General features: G+C 32.7%; 17 protein-coding genes. 8 read left to right on the plus strand and 9 right to left on the minus strand.

Features of this window, described 5'->3' with window-relative positions; translation table 11 throughout:
• Window positions 1-223: 223 nt before the first annotated feature.
• A complete protein-coding gene (locus tag AAGU22_RS13485) occupies window positions 224-685 on the plus strand; it encodes a hypothetical protein (protein WP_458719626.1) in 462 nt (153 codons plus the stop codon).
• A 352-nt stretch (window positions 686-1,037) separates the two neighbouring features.
• On the opposite strand, the gene AAGU22_RS13490 is transcribed toward AAGU22_RS13485, so the two are convergent.
• From AAGU22_RS13490 to AAGU22_RS13500, 3 genes are all read right to left on the minus strand, one after another.
• A complete protein-coding gene (locus AAGU22_RS13490) occupies window positions 1,038-1,271 on the minus strand; it encodes a YwbE family protein (RefSeq protein WP_458719627.1) in 234 nt (77 codons plus the stop codon).
• A gap of 125 nt (window positions 1,272-1,396) precedes the next feature.
• Window positions 1,397-1,930: a CBS domain-containing protein gene (locus AAGU22_RS13495; RefSeq protein ID WP_458719628.1), complete on the minus strand. Its 534-nt coding sequence runs from the start codon at window positions 1,928-1,930 to the stop codon at window positions 1,397-1,399.
• A gap of 448 nt (window positions 1,931-2,378) precedes the next feature.
• Window positions 2,379-2,975 (minus strand): hypothetical protein, encoded by a 597-nt coding sequence (locus AAGU22_RS13500; protein ID WP_458719629.1) that lies wholly within the window; start codon window positions 2,973-2,975, stop codon window positions 2,379-2,381.
• 252 nt (window positions 2,976-3,227) lie between these two features.
• Between AAGU22_RS13500 and AAGU22_RS13505 the strand changes: the two genes are divergently transcribed.
• Both AAGU22_RS13505 and AAGU22_RS13510 read left to right on the plus strand, forming a co-directional pair.
• A complete protein-coding gene (locus AAGU22_RS13505; protein WP_458719630.1) occupies window positions 3,228-3,482 on the plus strand; it encodes a winged helix-turn-helix domain-containing protein in 255 nt (84 codons plus the stop codon).
• Window positions 3,482-3,949: a hypothetical protein gene (locus AAGU22_RS13510; RefSeq protein ID WP_458719631.1), complete on the plus strand. Its 468-nt coding sequence runs from the start codon at window positions 3,482-3,484 to the stop codon at window positions 3,947-3,949. The genes AAGU22_RS13505 and AAGU22_RS13510 overlap by 1 nt, the downstream gene beginning before the upstream one ends.
• 219 nt (window positions 3,950-4,168) lie before the next feature.
• On the opposite strand, the gene AAGU22_RS13515 is transcribed toward AAGU22_RS13510, so the two are convergent.
• Window positions 4,169-4,318, minus strand: coding sequence for a hypothetical protein (locus AAGU22_RS13515; RefSeq protein ID WP_458719632.1), 150 nt, complete (start codon window positions 4,316-4,318; stop codon window positions 4,169-4,171).
• 336 nt (window positions 4,319-4,654) lie between these two features.
• Here AAGU22_RS13515 and AAGU22_RS13520 point away from each other — a divergent pair, with 336 nt between their 5' ends.
• The gene (locus AAGU22_RS13520; RefSeq protein WP_458719633.1) at window positions 4,655-5,107 is read left to right on the plus strand and encodes a hypothetical protein; all 453 of its coding nucleotides are present in this window, start codon (window positions 4,655-4,657) and stop codon (window positions 5,105-5,107) included.
• A 245-nt stretch (window positions 5,108-5,352) separates the two neighbouring features.
• Complete coding sequence (locus AAGU22_RS13525; RefSeq protein ID WP_458719634.1) at window positions 5,353-6,249, plus strand: arginase family protein; 897 nt, start codon at window positions 5,353-5,355, stop codon at window positions 6,247-6,249.
• 626 nt (window positions 6,250-6,875) lie between these two features.
• Here the strand turns inward: AAGU22_RS13525 and AAGU22_RS13530 are convergent.
• Window positions 6,876-7,178, minus strand: a complete 303-nt coding sequence (locus AAGU22_RS13530; RefSeq protein WP_458719635.1) for a hypothetical protein — start codon at window positions 7,176-7,178, stop codon at window positions 6,876-6,878.
• A gap of 368 nt (window positions 7,179-7,546) precedes the next feature.
• On the opposite strand from AAGU22_RS13530, the gene AAGU22_RS13535 reads away from it, so the two are divergent.
• A complete protein-coding gene (locus AAGU22_RS13535) occupies window positions 7,547-8,086 on the plus strand; it encodes a VOC family protein (RefSeq protein ID WP_458719636.1) in 540 nt (179 codons plus the stop codon).
• Window positions 8,087-8,558: 472 nt separating this feature from the next.
• Here AAGU22_RS13535 and AAGU22_RS13540 read toward each other — a convergent pair whose 3' ends face one another.
• Together AAGU22_RS13540 and AAGU22_RS13545 are read right to left on the minus strand one after the other, a co-directional pair.
• Entirely contained in the window at window positions 8,559-8,999 is a 441-nt protein-coding gene (locus AAGU22_RS13540; protein WP_458719637.1) for an SRPBCC family protein, read from the minus strand.
• Between the two features lie 470 nt (window positions 9,000-9,469).
• Window positions 9,470-9,979 (minus strand): cupin domain-containing protein, encoded by a 510-nt coding sequence (locus AAGU22_RS13545; protein WP_458719638.1) that lies wholly within the window; start codon window positions 9,977-9,979, stop codon window positions 9,470-9,472.
• A 1,426-nt stretch (window positions 9,980-11,405) separates the two neighbouring features.
• On the opposite strand from AAGU22_RS13545, the gene AAGU22_RS13550 reads away from it, so the two are divergent.
• A complete protein-coding gene (locus AAGU22_RS13550; protein WP_458719639.1) occupies window positions 11,406-12,278 on the plus strand; it encodes a dienelactone hydrolase family protein in 873 nt (290 codons plus the stop codon).
• A 192-nt stretch (window positions 12,279-12,470) separates the two neighbouring features.
• On the opposite strand, the gene AAGU22_RS13555 is transcribed toward AAGU22_RS13550, so the two are convergent.
• The gene (locus tag AAGU22_RS13555; protein WP_458719640.1) at window positions 12,471-13,331 is read right to left on the minus strand and encodes a glucose 1-dehydrogenase; all 861 of its coding nucleotides are present in this window, start codon (window positions 13,329-13,331) and stop codon (window positions 12,471-12,473) included.
• A gap of 556 nt (window positions 13,332-13,887) precedes the next feature.
• Between AAGU22_RS13555 and AAGU22_RS13560 the strand changes: the two genes are divergently transcribed.
• Window positions 13,888-15,750, plus strand: a complete 1,863-nt coding sequence (locus tag AAGU22_RS13560) for an ATP-dependent DNA ligase (protein WP_458719641.1) — start codon at window positions 13,888-13,890, stop codon at window positions 15,748-15,750.
• Between the two features lie 44 nt (window positions 15,751-15,794).
• Here AAGU22_RS13560 and AAGU22_RS13565 read toward each other — a convergent pair whose 3' ends face one another.
• The gene (locus tag AAGU22_RS13565; protein ID WP_458719642.1) at window positions 15,795-16,706 is read right to left on the minus strand and encodes a DNA-formamidopyrimidine glycosylase family protein; all 912 of its coding nucleotides are present in this window, start codon (window positions 16,704-16,706) and stop codon (window positions 15,795-15,797) included.
• Between the last annotated feature and the right edge of the window lie 246 nt (window positions 16,707-16,952).

Here is a 16,952-nt window from a genome sequence, read left to right on the forward strand (position 1 = left end):
CCCCCCTCCAAAACGACAACCAAAATAATGAAATTGAGAACTACAATGATGACAATAACAAAAAAGAATATCACCATCCATTCTATCCTGTACTTACAACTAATTACAGGAAGAAGTTGAGTAAACAATGCCCCTCATTCTTGATTTTTTTAACTGTAGCAACATAAGTTTGGAAAGTTTTTGAACAAAAAGTGCAGAATAGAATGTAGTGTAGTTTATAAAAATGAAGAATTATGAATTCGTCCGGATGTGGATATTATTTCACTTAGGGTATGTAAAATCAACGGAAAAGGCCTCAGAACCTGATGAGGTCCATTCATTCACTTTGATTGACGTCTGGCGATTGCTAAAGTTAAGTTTAGTTTATGACTATCCAACAATTCTTGAATTGTGGAATCTCTCGGAGGACTTGCAACGTGATGGTCTAATTCATATCGATGAGGATGTCGTCCTATCTAAATCACATCTATCTATTTCCTCTGAAGGTTTGTCATTTCTTATAAATGTCTTAAAAGAATCAAAGACAAATAGTGATGTAAATAGAATCAAGGAAATATTGTACGAATTGTGGGCTCGTGAGGCAAGACTAAAGAAACCTTTTGCGTCTTTTAGCCTTATTTCGAAAGAAGCCATTAAAGAAAGACTAGAAAAATTTTTGAGAGAGATTGAACAAGGGAAAAAATAATTGAATATATAATAAAAGAACATGATGAATCAATTTAACTGATTCCAATGATTATGGATATCGATCTAGTAGTAGGCTTCACTATGTATTTGGTGTTCTTTCCACATTTGCCTTACCTATAGCACTTTACTGGGCCACCGTGCCATAACAGTATTTATAGATGTCAAAATTAAAGGACAAATCAAATTGAGATTTTCCATTTTGTTATCATAGTAGGATTCAATCGATCTATTTTATGATATGAAAATAATATGTGAGAATGAATTACTTTGATAAAGGAATGGAATTATGGAATAGTAACCATGAATACGGAATATACACTTTCAAAATAGTAGATGAGCATTTCCCCTTCTTAGAGGAGGTTTTCTTTTGATATGTCCTTATTAACTGATACATTTACTACTTCCTTAACTCTACCAATTATTCCATCTTCTAAAATTACTTTGATTCCGTGGGGATGAAATTTGGATTTGGTCAATATTTCCTTTACTTTTCCTTCACTTACCTTTCCTGTCTTTTGGTCGCTTTTTTTTATCACTCTTACTGTTGATCCAATTTTGATAGTTTCTCTGTTATTCCCAGACAATGATATATTTATTATATTATCACATATAAAAGAAATTAAGTGAGTCTATCTATGGGATTATTGTAAGCAGACTTTAGTTGATAAATTATTTTGTTCATAATGACCAAGCCACTCAAAAGTTATAATCATGAATGATCCGAATCATTTCTATAGTATTTTAAAATTTCCTCGGTTTTATTGTCTTCATTTACATCTTTATCCGAATCCGTATCAGAGATTAGACTAAATTTTATAAAATCTGTTGTAGTGATTATTCCTATCGGTTTAATGAGATCTTTATCTTCTAACGCGTCATTATTATCCATGTTTTGTTTTGAATCTTTAGATATGACGAGTAAATGTCTTACCTTGTTCTTTAACATCAAGTCTGCTGCCTCTGAAGATGATAAATCCGCATTAACAGTAATTAGAGGAAATGACATTACTTGGCTTGCTAATAATTGAGTACTATTCTTGTCAGTAACGCACACTTTTCTCGCAAGGTCCCTCTCGGTGACAATTCCTAGAGGTATGCCGAATCTATCATCCATCACTACAATTGAACTAACCTGTTTATCCCTCATCTTTATGGCGACCTCCTGTGCAGAGGAGGTAGATCCGACAGTTTCGAGTTTTTTTGTCATTATTTTACTAATTTTAGTTGCCCCTTGGGTTGGCATTGGCATATACAAAGATCAAACTGTATCCGTTGGTATAAATGCATTAACTTCATTTCTTTTACAAACTTGTACAATACTGTGATTATTTATTTTCATTCTACAATTAATTCCATCTGGATATATCCGTCACAAATGTTTAAATGATATATTCAAATTAAATTAGATCAAATTAAATTAAATTAAATATCGACCTGCAATCTATTGTGTATCAAAAATTGTTCGGTACATGAAGAACATAATAAGAGAAGGCTTTATTTTAAATCCAAACCGAAATCCAAATGATACAATAATTAAAAATAGTAATTAGGACTGTTATGAAATTCTCCCTTGCTGAGTGATAATATAAAAATCTGAACACTTATGATAAGCAAGTATTTCTCTTTCTGACGTCAATAGGTAGACGAATACCTACTAATTACTTTCAGGACATACCCTTTTATCAATCTAATCATTTAACAGCATTTGCAATCTTGTTTAGTGCTTCATCTACAGAGTTACTTATACCGTCTTTTGCGAATCCCTTTCCAATGCTAGGTATTTTAGACATGTCTAGATTCCATATTATGCTAACTTCGGTCTTATTGGAGTCACTCCCCTCCTGTTGTAAAGATATGGTTTTAACCCCAGTAACAGCGCCTTGAGTTTGATTTTCAACAATTGTAAATTGTTGTGGAATAATGGTTATTATTTGATGAGCTTTATTATCCATAAAGGGCGGTGCAGGAACAGTAACTTCTCTTTCTACAGTGTTGTCTGATTTGCTAATGTTTTTTACAATCGAAATCGGCCAATAATCTGGATTCTTGTCCACTTTTGAAATGATATTCCACACTTTATCCTTTGAAGCATTGACTACCTTTGTAGCATTGATGGTGTCTGTTTGCTCTGCATAAGCTGTCATAGTAGTAGTAGTAGTGCTACTGCTAGGTCCAGAGAATAAAACAAGTAGTGTTGAAAATGCAATAATTGCTACTGTTGTTAGTGATACCTTAGTGGCAGTAGCTCTTACAGATTTTTCTATTCTTAATTTTTGTGATTTTATCATCCTGAAAATATTATATTTGATTATATTAACGATGCTGGACCTTTGAGACGTAACTTTGTTCCCTTATGATTTTATACGTATCCTGTTTGTTATACTATGTTTATACGATGAAAAAGTACATACATATGAATATATTCGCAGAATGGTCAAACGATACCCTAATTGGACATATGAAAACATTTTGTCTGTTCTGATTGATTCATTGTGGTTCATGAATACCGTGATCGAATATTTATCAGGAAGGATATTCTCTTGAAACTTTGTGAATATGGTGAAATTAATCAGAGTAAGCTTATGAGTTACTGTGGTTTGAATAATGTTAAACATAAAGAAATCTTGGACGATATGGTCAGAAAAGAATTGATCAATAGAATGGAAGAAAATTGGGGTAGCAAAGTCATAATCAACTACAAAGTCTCAGAAAGAGGAAGATTAATCTTGAATGAAATTCTGGCACCTTATGAAGAACTATTTCCAAGAAATAATGAAAAGGAGAGGCGAGACTAATGAAAAAATCAAACAATAATGATAATGAAGACAACAATGACAACAAAAATAATTCTGATAACAACAATACAAGATCAGATTCTAGTATTTTTTACATAATGGATGGGATAATTGATCAACTAAATAAAACCAAGAAACTTTTCATTATAATGTTACTAACTATTATGATCATTCCTCCGATAGCGTTTATATTAACATTCATGTTATTTGGATTTCCGTTTCATGATGATGGCTATAATAATTGGACAAGAAATGGTCATTGGGGAAATGACTCCAATTCTGCTTCTAATTCTGGATTTAACTCCTCTTTTAGATACCTGCCACTAATTCCTGTAATTGTTTTTATCGTGTGGATGGGCATAGGGATCAGGCAGTGGTTTGTTCTTTCAAAATGGGACAAGAAATACAAGAAATATAGAGAATTACAGAAAAAAATTGACAAAGATTTGGGCAAAGATGATACCTAAAGGTCATACTGCTAGAAATCAATTCAATAAAAGCACTGAGATCGTAGTCGAAGTTTTAACAATGGTGATAGGTCATGATATGAACTTCCACAATTATAGACTCAAGGCAATAACTAACATCGAACTTTATACAAAGTATCTAATTAAATAATTTAGATCCGATCAATCATATTTTCATGCGGAGCTAATGTGGGTTACTTTGTATTCATATTAATATATTTATTTATTTTTTAGACATTCGTTACAAACCCAAACATTGTCGACATATTTTCCTTCTTTAATTTGGCCTTCTTTTTCTACTTCTGGTTCTATGTGATCACTAACGAAGCTACCACATTTACTACAAGTAGGTATTAAATTTTTGACCATGTTTATTTTTGAGATAGGATGCTTCTTAAAAGTTTTGGTAGATAAGAATTACGCGATTTAGTCAAACCATGTGTTTGATATATCAATGTCATCAAATGGAACAATCCAAATATGGTATAATTCATTAATTTGAGTGGCGAAAAAACGCATAATAAAAATTGTTTGACGATAATCTGTCAATCTAAGATTAGATAATTGTCCGCAATTGTAAAAAATTTTGTTCATTATTTGCCTATTAGGAGTTGTTCTTTTCAGTCTAATTCTAAAACTGCTAGAATATTAGAGTATTGCACCTAGTTAGCAATCCCAATATATTTTTTTCATAGTATCAAAGGTATGAATAAAACAAATATTCACAACCAAAACAAAATCAAAAACAAAAACAGCAAAATCTTTGTCGCATCAATTGCAATAGTGGTAGCATTAACCCTATTTGTCAGTCCAATACTCAATGTAGATGATGCTTTAGCCACACACAACAAGAAAAATAAAGCAAAACAGTCCATAGACCAATCACAATCGTCAAACCAAAATGCTGGATGTGTATCAGGTGGAACAACCTTTCTATCATGCAACAACCTTAGTTTCCAACACCAAAAGAACAGTGGAAACAACGCATTAGCACAAGGTGGACAGGATGGAAACTCTGCAGAACAAAGCATCAGCCAATCTCAATCCTCCAGCCAAAACAGCCAAGTAGTATCAGGTGCAGATACAATAGGTTCTGGTAACAACATCAACGTCCAAAGTCAAGAAAATACAGGAAGTAACGCATTAGCACAAGGATAAATAACCTTCTCCTCCTTTTTTTCTATTTAGTCATTTGATACTACAAATATAACATATTGTATGCCTATGAATCTAATACCCGTTAACATTTTCTCTCAACTATAGAAGATTATTTTAGATTTTCCTTTTTTTAGATGTAGCGACATATGTTTTCTAGAATATTTACCATAAAAGCTCTGAGTCTGAGTCCATCTAAACAAAATATTATACATAACCTAAAAAATAACTTTGATTCATGATCTAGGTTGACAAAAGGACCAAGATATGTAATAATAGATGCCCCTTCAACACTTGGATTACGAAATACGGGAGTACAAAATCTTCCGAAGGCATTGAAGAACGCAGGGTTAATGGATAGATTAAATGCTACTTTTGCTGGTCGTGTTCAACCATCAATGCATTATGATCCAATACGAGACCCTATCACACATCTGTTGAATGGCACTTCTATTGCGTTATTTTCAAAAGACCTTTCTAAAATAGTAAATATTGAAATAGAAAAAAAGAATTTTCCGATCGTTTTAGGAGGTGATTGCAGCATTCTCATTGGCGTCCATTTAGGATTGAGAAAAATTGGAAGATATGGATTATTTTTTATTGACGGACATTCTGATTTTTATCAACCTCGGGCATCAACAACTGGGGAAGTTGCTGATATGGAATTATCTGTTGTGTCAGGCAGAGGGGCAAATATTCTTTCTAATATTGACGGCCTGAAACCACTTGTTCTGGATAACGATATCGTTGTTTTTGGATATCGTGATGCTGAACAATCAATGAGTTACGGAAGTAATGATGTACGAAATACCAGAATGCAGGTATTGGATCTTTCTGCTGTACGAAATTTAGGAATAAAAAAGGCCGCCTCTCTGGCGGTTTCAAATTTTCTAACGAGTGAGGATTTGTCGGGTTTTTGGATTCATTTAGATGCTGATGTATTGGATGACAGAATAATGCCCGCGGTTGACTATAGGTTGGGTAATGGGGGGCTAGAATTTTCCGAATTATCCTACCTTCTAAAAATCCTCATTTCGTCTCAAAAGGCAATTGGAATGACCATAACTATCTATAATCCAAATCTAGATGCTAGCGGTTCTATTGCAAAAAACTTTGTATCATGTATTGCCAAGGGGTTATTATGAGATGAACCATATTTACAAAATTTTTCAAATATTTTATTTTTTCTAATTGGGATGGTTTCCATTTTTTGATTTATTATATCAACTGCACTGCAGGAACACTTAATCATATTACTCATATTTGAGTATCTACGTGAAGTTGATCAACGTCTTTTTTCCCAAGTAGTAGATAGAAAAGTATGAAATTTCAATAAGGTCTTACAGGTAAAACGCAAGACCTTATAGGGAGGATATTGTCGTGAGTTTTAGTGTTCATTGAACATATTAAAAACTTTTTGAAATCTAATTTTAGGTTTAACACAAGATTCATCAAGAATTTAAGAATAAAACCCAGTTGGTATGATTGTTGTTAGTTAAACTTTTCAGGAATAAAATAATATATATATCAAAGAATTTGCATAAGACTCAAGAAATTTCATGGTACAAAATAAGAATTCTGGTAAACATATTGTCGTTCTTACATTCGTTGGAGTTTAATAAGGTATTAGATTTCAATGAGGAGGAATAGATATTTTATAGCTGAATCGGATAAATAAAATAAGGAAAATTTTAAGAATTAATTAGTCAAGTGATCATCGACTACTTTTATAGTTTTCAGCAAATGTAAATCAGACGGAGAAGGATATTGATTAGAGCCTTCCATGTTTAAAATAGCTAAGGTAGTTAAAGTGAATAATCTCTATACCATTTTGATCTGTTATCGTAATCGACTTTTCTTTTGCATCATGTAAAAAATTAAGATACAAAAGGTTACCACCCGATTTTTCATATTCATTACGATGGGATTTTCTATCATCATTAGATGGACGAAGAACTAAGATCTCCTTGTCGAAATCGATTATTAATTCATGTGTTAAACCTTCAAAGAAAAAATAAATAAAAGGCGAATTGGCATCCAGAAATTCCCGCATCCGCATAGGGTTATCAGACATACAGAGTATTTAGAATCAAGCTAATTAATTATTTACTATAGTGAAAATGAATTTAGTATCTTATTGTATTATTGGGAGATAGGATTAAAATTCTAAAAAAGTACTATCATCCACGACAAAGTCCGTTTTGTAGAGATATGGGTGAAGAGATAAGGGAGCAAAAATTAGCTAGTTTGCGGGTTTTAAAGGATATTTCCATTTCTTTAATGATGTTTTTAGAATGAGCCTTACGTTAGTATGGAACATAAATTGCATTCATAGTCTAAATTGCATTCGCAACACATGCCCTTTTAAATCTTTGAACTATTGTTGTGACTATACTTTTGATCCCTTGCACACTTTTATATTTTCAACTTATATCTTTCTTGATGAATGAATCAAATGTATCAAAAATAGGTGAAGAGAAATCAAGTCATATACAGAAAATTACTCCGTTTCTTTGGTTCGATAATCAAGCTGAACAAGCAGCAAATTTTTATGTCTCAGTTTTCAAAAACTCTAAAATGGGTCAAGTTACCCGATATGGAAAAGAAGGATATGAGATTCACGGCATGGAAGAAGGTACTGTAATGACAGTAAATTTTGATATAGAAAATCAAAAATTTATGGCCCTCAATGGTGGTCCAGTGTTCAAATTCAACGAAGCCATTTCGTTTCAAGTATTATGTGACACTCAAAAAGAACTGGACTATTATTGGGAGAAACTGTCAGAAGACGGAGACAAAAACGCACAGCAATGTGGTTGGCTCAAGGACAAATATGGGGTTTCTTGGCAAATAGTACCTAAGGTGCTGTCTAAAATGATACAAGACAAGGATCAAATAAAATCGCAAAGGGTGATGAAAGCAATGCTTCAAATGCAAAAGCTCGATATACAAACTTTAATTCAAGCTTATGAGAAAAAATAGGATCAATTTAGTTTTATGAAAAATTTGAAAATTCTGTTTCCTTTTTTATCTCGTGTAGAATAATTAGAGATAGTTATCGTTATTGAATTTGCGATCAAGACAGGTTTATCTCATCAATAACATTTGGGATTTTATCTTTCTTTACACCTTTCTATTGATCTTACATTAATTTATGATAGGTTGTCAAGCTCCTGTTATGAACATGTCTGTAAAAATATTAAAAGTTGATCAAGATAAATACTCGTTGCCAAACTGTAAGGTTCTTTAAGCGTCCGATTATAATAATCCTGTTCTGAACATATAACTATCTAAATCTTAATCATTTCTCATATCAATCAAAAGATCCTAAATACCCATAAAGTTACAGAATCGATCCTCGTCAGGTGGAATTTATTGTTATATTTATTTTTCAAAAATATCAATTAACATCGTAACTATTAGGAAATATAGTTTGAAAATTACATATCGTCGATCAAATGGCCATCTGTTCGACCCTTTGTTTTAAGGCCTCATTCATTTTCGTAAAACTTTGATACATATCTTTATCCAAACTATTTCCTACGATACCGACAAGAATCCCCGTAAAGACCTCTTTATGTACAAAGTGCACGTGATTTGTTTCAAACGAATCAATTGTAAAAATACGTTCTCCATTGAAAAATCCTGGTATGAATGATTTTCCATACCAACGAAGCTCATGATCAGGTTCTACCTTAGTTACGGTTGGTTGATAATTTCTATTCTTTCCACCTGACGTGTGAAGATATATTTTGAGCTTTGCGCCAACAATCGGTGTTCCCTCGATTTGACGAATAAAAGGGTTCCACTGTGGAAAGTTCTTAAAATCTGTTAGTATTTCCCATGTCTTACTAGCAGATGCGCTAATATCGATCTCTGTAAGAATTTCTTTCAACTTACATTATAGTGATAAAAGTAGTTGTTTATACTTTCTTGATGATATACCTGTGCTAGTAGAAATTAGTTGTTCGGCTTAAATGTCTGCTCATTCCATTATGGATCGGAGGATGAATTGACGATGGTATTTTTTAAGTTATATTTTGTAATTGATTTTTTAGATATTATTGCTAACAACCATATTAGATTTGTCAACTTAATCTACTAGAAATAATCAAAACAAAACATATTTTAGTAGCGCAATGACCGCATACTACATTTTTGCTCAAATAGACTAATTGATGTGTCTCTAATTTCACGAACTTTCCTAAAATACCCTAAAATGCCTTTATAGAACATTATTGTAGCTGCCTACTCAGATACAGATACAACCATAATCATAATTGGAATAGGATTTCATTTAAGGATATTGACATAAAAAATAGAATGTCCGCCGAGTTTAATTTCATAGATTTACTCAAGGATGTCTTAATCTAATCCGGGAGCAATTAACACATTTTTCACTAGTCGTGGAAGATTACTAAAGAATTTCTGGTCTGTATTAAATACAGCTTCAAGGACCTCGTCAGAATATGAGCTGAGGCCACCAACCAGTCCTATAAACTCTGGATTTTCATTACCTAAAAAGGAAGCTACAGTACCATTATTTACATCATCTGATTTCTCTAGATAATGGAAATATCCTGCAGGAACAAAAAAGACTTGACCTTTACCAATTTCGGATGTCTCTATCTCCTTATTAGAACCATATACGGTAAATCGAACTTTTCCTTCTATCACGTAGTTCAACTCTCCCGCATTTGGATGCCAGTGAGGTTCGCGAACTCCACCTTTTTCCATGCGAAGTAAGACTGCTCCCATCCCCTTTAAAACTGGAAAGTTATCTGCATTTATTACCGTTCTGTTACCGTGTGGCATAGAGAATTGAGGTTTTGTTCCATCCAAATCAAAAATGATAGAAGACTTGTGATCATTCATTTGCAATTTTTGTTGATAATCTTAATAAATTTTATTATGAGATCTTGATATTAGCTGACCATTTCTGATAAATCTCAACAGTACTTTTAATATGTTTATGAAGGTACTCATCTTTTTAAAACATAGTAGTATTTTAGAATATTAAATCATAATTTGTTTAGAGACTAAGAAATGATCTAGAGTATTAACATGGATCATAATCCACCGACTGTTAAACATATACTGGACACATGATAACTAGTCATTTTGATTAATATTTTCATAAAGTCTCATAAAACTGTCTACTACAGTGCGTTTATAGCATCTATGTTCTTCCTAATTCATATGGACATATACGGGATAGAAAAATAATCCTAAGTAGATTTTTGTACATATTTTGATGTATTATTATGTATACCATGAATCCTATGATACAAATAAACATAAGAAGGAAAATTGTATGCACGCATACAAGCAGCTTCATCTTGAAACACTCGTTATGTTTCACCATATTGACTAAAATAATATGACGGAATCTCTAAAGATCAAACTTTGAATTAATGCTAATGCCGATACTGATTGGACAATATCACCTTGATTTTTATCGATAAATGGAGATGGACCGACTTAAGCATTCAATTGAGGTGAAAATTCTGTTCCAATAAAGTGAAACGATTAATTAATGATTTATGTTACTCTGGTATTATTTGACAAGAAAAACCATTAAAGAATTAATACATTTTCGCATAATTTTCACACATGTGATTCAGGCAATATTGGTTAAGAAAAAGAACAAACCAAATCAACTAAGAATGATACTTGTTTGAGTCGTTTTGTTAAATACATTTGTGATCTTGAAATCAAAGTTCCTCACTATAGAGACCAAGAAATGAGTTTATTGTCTATGGCAATAAACCTTTAATCCTCATTTCTATTGGACTATACGGTTGCAGTGAACACCTTAGCCGTATAGATAAAATCTTTCCGACTTGGTATAAATAGGATATTCAATAATGTTATATCAAAAAATAAATAAAATATTTATATACATACTATACTATTCTTTGTTCGTACCCTTGCTAGCTAATTGCCATTATTTCAAGACTTTGTAACTGGTATTGTGATGTTTGTTTAACAATTCAAGTTTTGAGTATAGCAGTATCATTAAAATTATTCTGTGACCTATATGTAAGCGCACATTAACCGTTGACATGTTAGCCATCTTGTACTTTGATATTAAATTAGACGGTCATCGCAATCTTGCGAATAAACCATTATTTAACTTTGGTAATTACCCAAACCCTTTCTCCAATTGACACTTTTTATCACATTAGTTGACGACTTGGAATCATTCCGTACAATAAATAGAAATCAAGTTTTACCAGTCTAATTCAAACATTATCGGATTTACAAAATAGTTAAAAGCAATAATATGTTTTTATTCTTGATGAAAAAATCTACCATAATTACTTTACTAGCAATTTTTATATTTCCCTCCTTCTTGATAGCGTCTACACCGACAACCCATGCTCAACAAAGTACCGGTTTATCCGCTATGACTTTGGTGAGTTTTGGGGACAATAATTCATCTACCGGCGCAAATCTTCAATCAATAGAAAACAAGACGGTAACGTATTTTGGAGGAAACACCACAGGCTATTTGGTTTATCCAAACCAAAACCAAAGCGGCGAAAAAGCAGTACTTCCTGCTGTCATTCTGATCCATGAAAACAAGGGATTGAATGACTTTATCAAAGAATCCGCCAATCTGCTTGCCAAAAACGGATATGTGGTATTAGCTGTGGATCTTTTTAATGGCGAAGTCGTCACCAACAATTCAGGACGCTCAGGAGAACTAACTGGGGCGATTAGGGAAAATCCAGACATTGCGATAGAAAACATGAAAGCAGCTGTAAATTATTTGAAATCCCTTGACAATGTCGACCCGTCAAAGATAGCATCCCTGGGTTGGTGCTTTGGTGGTCAACAATCATTGCAATTAGCCCTCAACAGCAAGGATGATCCTCTTGCCGCCACAATTATCTACTACGGTAGACTAACCAATGATTCCCAAGCGATTTCGAATATTACATCACCAGTTCTAGGAATATTTGGAGGGAAGGACCAGTCAATTTCGGTTGACTCTGTCAAGCAGTTCCAAAAGGCTTTAAATGATACTGGAGTGCCAAATGAGATCTATGTTTATCCTAATGTTGGTCATGCCTTTGCAAATCCATCTAATGATAATTACGCCCCAACAGAGACAGCAGATGCATGGAAAAAAACTCTAGACTTTTTAGGTAAGTATTTACAAAGCTAGTTGGACCCGAAAAGACAAAATTATTGAATCATTCAATAATTTTTGTTCCATACTTTTTATTCCGATAATCATTAATGGTAATAGTTCATCTAATATTTCTTCACATTTTTGTAGCAGCTTTTTTAAATCTACATTTATAATCTGATTTTTTGGTAGTACGGGATCTAATATTATCTACCTTCTTATATCGTGTCACATTGAACCTTTTGGAAAAATATGAGTGGAATTATGATCGTAATCAAGAGAAAACGAGGGGTATAGGGTCATTCCTCCATCAACTATCACAGTGCTTCCAGTTATGTAGCTAGCCTTATTGGATGCAAGAAATTCCACCACGTTTGCTACTTCTTCGTCCTTTCCTATTCTACCCATGGGTATTTTTCTTAAGGTGTTTTCACGTTCCTGAGCATCAGTACGTAAATTAATATTCATATCCGTGTCTATCGCACCTGGTGCGACAATGTTTACTCGTATGTTTTCAGTAGCCAACTCTAGTGCCATGGTTTTTGTCATCATATCGATTCCACCTTTTGCGGTTGCATATGGTACATAATGGGGTCTTGGAATAATCTGGTGAACAGAAGATATGTTAATTATACATCCGCCGCGAGGATTATTTTGTACCTTCATTTGTTTAACTGCTTCTCTACTGCAGATGAAAGGACCAGTAAGATCTACTGATATAATATTATACCAATCCTGAAGAGTTGTTTCAGTCAGTGGAATTTCTTTTTGAATTCCTGCATTATTAACTAATACATCCAATCTTTGAAATTTATCTACTGTGTCATCAATCAATCTTATACAGTCTTTCTCTTGTGCAACGTCTCCTGGGATAGCAATTGAATCACATTTAGTGGTTTTTTTTATTTCTTGTACTACTAGTTCAGCTTCATCTATACTTCTTGAATTAATTACTATAGATGAATAATCCTTCGATTTTGCAAAATTTAAGGCAATAGCCCTGCCTATTCCCTTACTCGAACCTGTTATTACTGCTACCCTTTCTCCCGACTTTGATATGCTTTCATTATCTTGATTATTGTTATTCATGTTATGCTGTGTGATATTAATGAAAGGTATTTTAAAATGATCAGGATGGAATCTAGATTTAATAAACATAATACGATATAAGAAAAAAATTATCAATACATACAAGTCGAATAAATTATTTGGACGTATTGTTGACTGTCAATCACTTGTCCCTGAACTTAGTCAGTCATCATACAATAATTCACAGCAAGTTGGATTTAATAAGAATATGTCAAAAATGAAGCATAATAGTTTTAGAGACATACTAAATATGGTGGAATAGATTTAACCTGAAGAATAATAATCGCAATATAAAAAACAACATGAAGAAGTGAATATTTGTACCAAAGATTTACCTGGTCATATGGCATATTCCAATTCTAAAATTCAACGGTCCCTGCTGAATTGAGCATCTTGAAACAATGAAAACTTATGAAATTGAATGTCCAAAGTAAATAATTTCTTTATTTATAATTATATCTTTATATTTTTGAACAATATTATCTTGAAATGTTCTCACAATACCTAATATTGGGGTAAAATTATCTAACCATACATTTGATTGAGTGGGATTGACTTGACAGATGATATTCGCCACAAGGTATCTTATTTTTCTACCTTGGTTGAGACATGTGAATCCATACGGATTACGACAAGCAAGAATAAAAAAGTCGATTTAATCGTACAATATATTTCAGGCTTGGATGAAGATTCTCTACCTATTGCAGTTCTATTTTTGTCTGGAAAGATTTTCCCAAGGGGATCAATTCAGAATCTAAATGTAGGGTTTAGAACAATACTACAGTCTCTGTTAGAAATCTCTAGATTAGATAAGACAGATGTTATGCGAATTCATTTAGAACACGGCGATATGGGAACCATAGCCGAGTATGCAATTTCTAAAAAAAAGATAGTAACACTTTTCAATACCGTAGAAACTCTGGAAGAAAAACCAACCTTAAAGGAAATATATGATCAGTTTAAAAGAATAGCAAATCTTGGAGGTCCACGGTCTAACAACGACAAAAAAAATATCTTAAAAGGATTACTTTTGAGATGCTCACCTTTGGAGGCTAAGTACCTTGTAAAAATAATATCAAATGAAATGCGGATAGGTTCCTATGATGGCCTTATAGAAATAGCCATTGCAAAAGCATTTGAAAAAAATATTGAAAGTATTCGGGAAGCAATGCTGATGTCCGGTGATATTGCAAATGTAGCTTTATTGTCGAAAAGAGATAAATTGAACTTAGTAACGATTAAACCATTTGTTCCTATGAGTTTCATGTTGGCGGATGTCATGTTTACTGCAGATGAGATTGTCAAATATTTTGATAGGCCCCTTCTTTGTGAATACAAATATGATGGTATCAGAGTACAATTGCACAAATTCGGGAAGGTTTGCAAACTCTACTCTCGCAATCTTGCTGATATTTCATATGCATTTCCAGAATTAACTAATTCTGCGTTGGATGTACGAAGAAAAAAATTAAAAACAAGTCAAAAAAAGCATAATATTCTTTCTGATAAAAGTGATGTCAGTGATATCGATCGTGACGATATAAATTTCATTTTGGATGGTGAACTAATAGCTTTCAAAAATGATAGACCATTACCATTTCAAGAACTACAAAAACGGTTGAGAAGAAAAAGCATGACAAACTCCATTTTATCTGAAATACCAGTTTGTTATATTGTATATGATGTAATGCTCTATGATCAAAGACAGGTAATCAAAGATACTCTTGAATCTAGAAAGAGATTATTGGAAAATTTTCAGTTTAAAGATTCTATTATTTCTATTGCTCAAAGCAAGTTAGTTTCATCTGTAGATGAAATAACCAATAGATTTCGAAAAAGTAGAAATGAAGGGCATGAGGGCTTGGTCTTTAAAGATCCTTTATCGCAGTATTATCCTGGTAAAAGAGGAAAATATTGGATAAAATTGAAGGAGGAGTTAGATACGATTGATGCGGTTGTAGTAATTGCTGAATATGGTCATGGAAAACGAGCAGGAACACTCTCAGATTATACTTTGGCAGTAAAAGATTACACCACTAATTTTGTCGACAACAAATTAGCATCGGAAAATGGGAATAATGTTTTTGGTGATCTGAAAATAATCGGTAAGGCATATTCGGGTCTATCCAATAAAGAGATTGATTATATGACCGAGAAATTGAGGTCAATTATAATAAGAGATGAAGGTAGCCAGATTATTGTAAGACCTGAAATTGTTCTAGAGGTTTCTTTTGATACCGTTCAAAAAAGCGATCGACACAGCAGTGGATATGCTTTACGTTTTCCTAGAATAAAAAATATCAGATATGACAAAGAACTAAAGGACATTGATGGATTAGAAAAAATTGAGTCTACATACCAAAATCAATTCCATATAAAAAATAACAGTAAATCAAAAAATAGTTTTAAAGCTGCCTGATGCAACTTACATGATTAAAAAGACTTGGCATATATCTACCAATATTAGTGGACATTGGTTCGCTGACAATTGGGACACCAAAAAGTAGGCCTTGTTGTTAATTTTCTTTCTGATACAATTTTGGTACCACATATCCAACAAGGTTTTCCAGATCTTCTAAATACCCAATGCGTTGTATCCCACGAGATCTTTTCTTTATCCTTGGGCTTTCTTATTCTACCATTATTTTCATAACCGTATTTCAATATCCTGGGTACATCCATTACAAGATTATTCAATTCATCCTTAGAGACTTTCGTCACTTTTTCAAGAGGATAGATATTATTTAAGAATAAAATTTCTGATTTATACTTGTTCCCGATTCCACTCAATATTTTCTGGTCTAATAAGACATTTGAGATTATCATTTCCGTATTTTTAGATTTTGATTTTATGATGTCCATTACTATATCTTTGTCATAATTAGGGCTCAATGCATCTGGGCCCAACGATACGATAGGTTCCGTAGTTGCAGGATCATTCAATGAAAATTGTAATATTGGACCATTAAACTGAATCAAAACCTTATCCAAAGTAATAATGGTTAATCTAGTCCTAGAGTCTTTCCTCACATCTGATACCTCATCTCTTTTAAGTTGAATTTTATCTGTGTTTTTATGCGTTCTTTTTCCATAGGAGGAACGCGGTGGTGATTTTGCAATCCCACTTTCATATTCAGTTCTTTCATAAATTCGCCATTTTCCCCACATCATCATGTGATTCCTTAGATACACCCCAGAAGAAAATTTAATGATAATATTTTTTCCGAATGTCTTCACATATTCAATAGAGGATCCGATTATTTTATCTCTAAGACTGTTGTCAATTTTGTTATGCAAAATATTGATTATTCTTTTACCCGATAGTGCATTCCATATCTTGTCTGCAACAATCTTTACTTCTGGTCCTTCAGACATGCTTAACAAAAAGAATGTCTACATTATAGTTTTTATTCCGCTATTATTTTTTTTGATTACTGATTATTACATACTGTGGCAAGTAATGTGGTAATCTGTTACTGTTTTGCTATTAAAATCAAATGGGTTGGAAAATACAAATTCTTATCATTTGTAAATACAGCTAATATTGATAATTCTAAAACTGCTAGAATATTAGAGTATTGCATCTAGTTAGCAATCCCAATATATTTTTTTCATAGTATC

The organism is Candidatus Nitrosocosmicus sp. R (genome assembly GCF_054408505.1).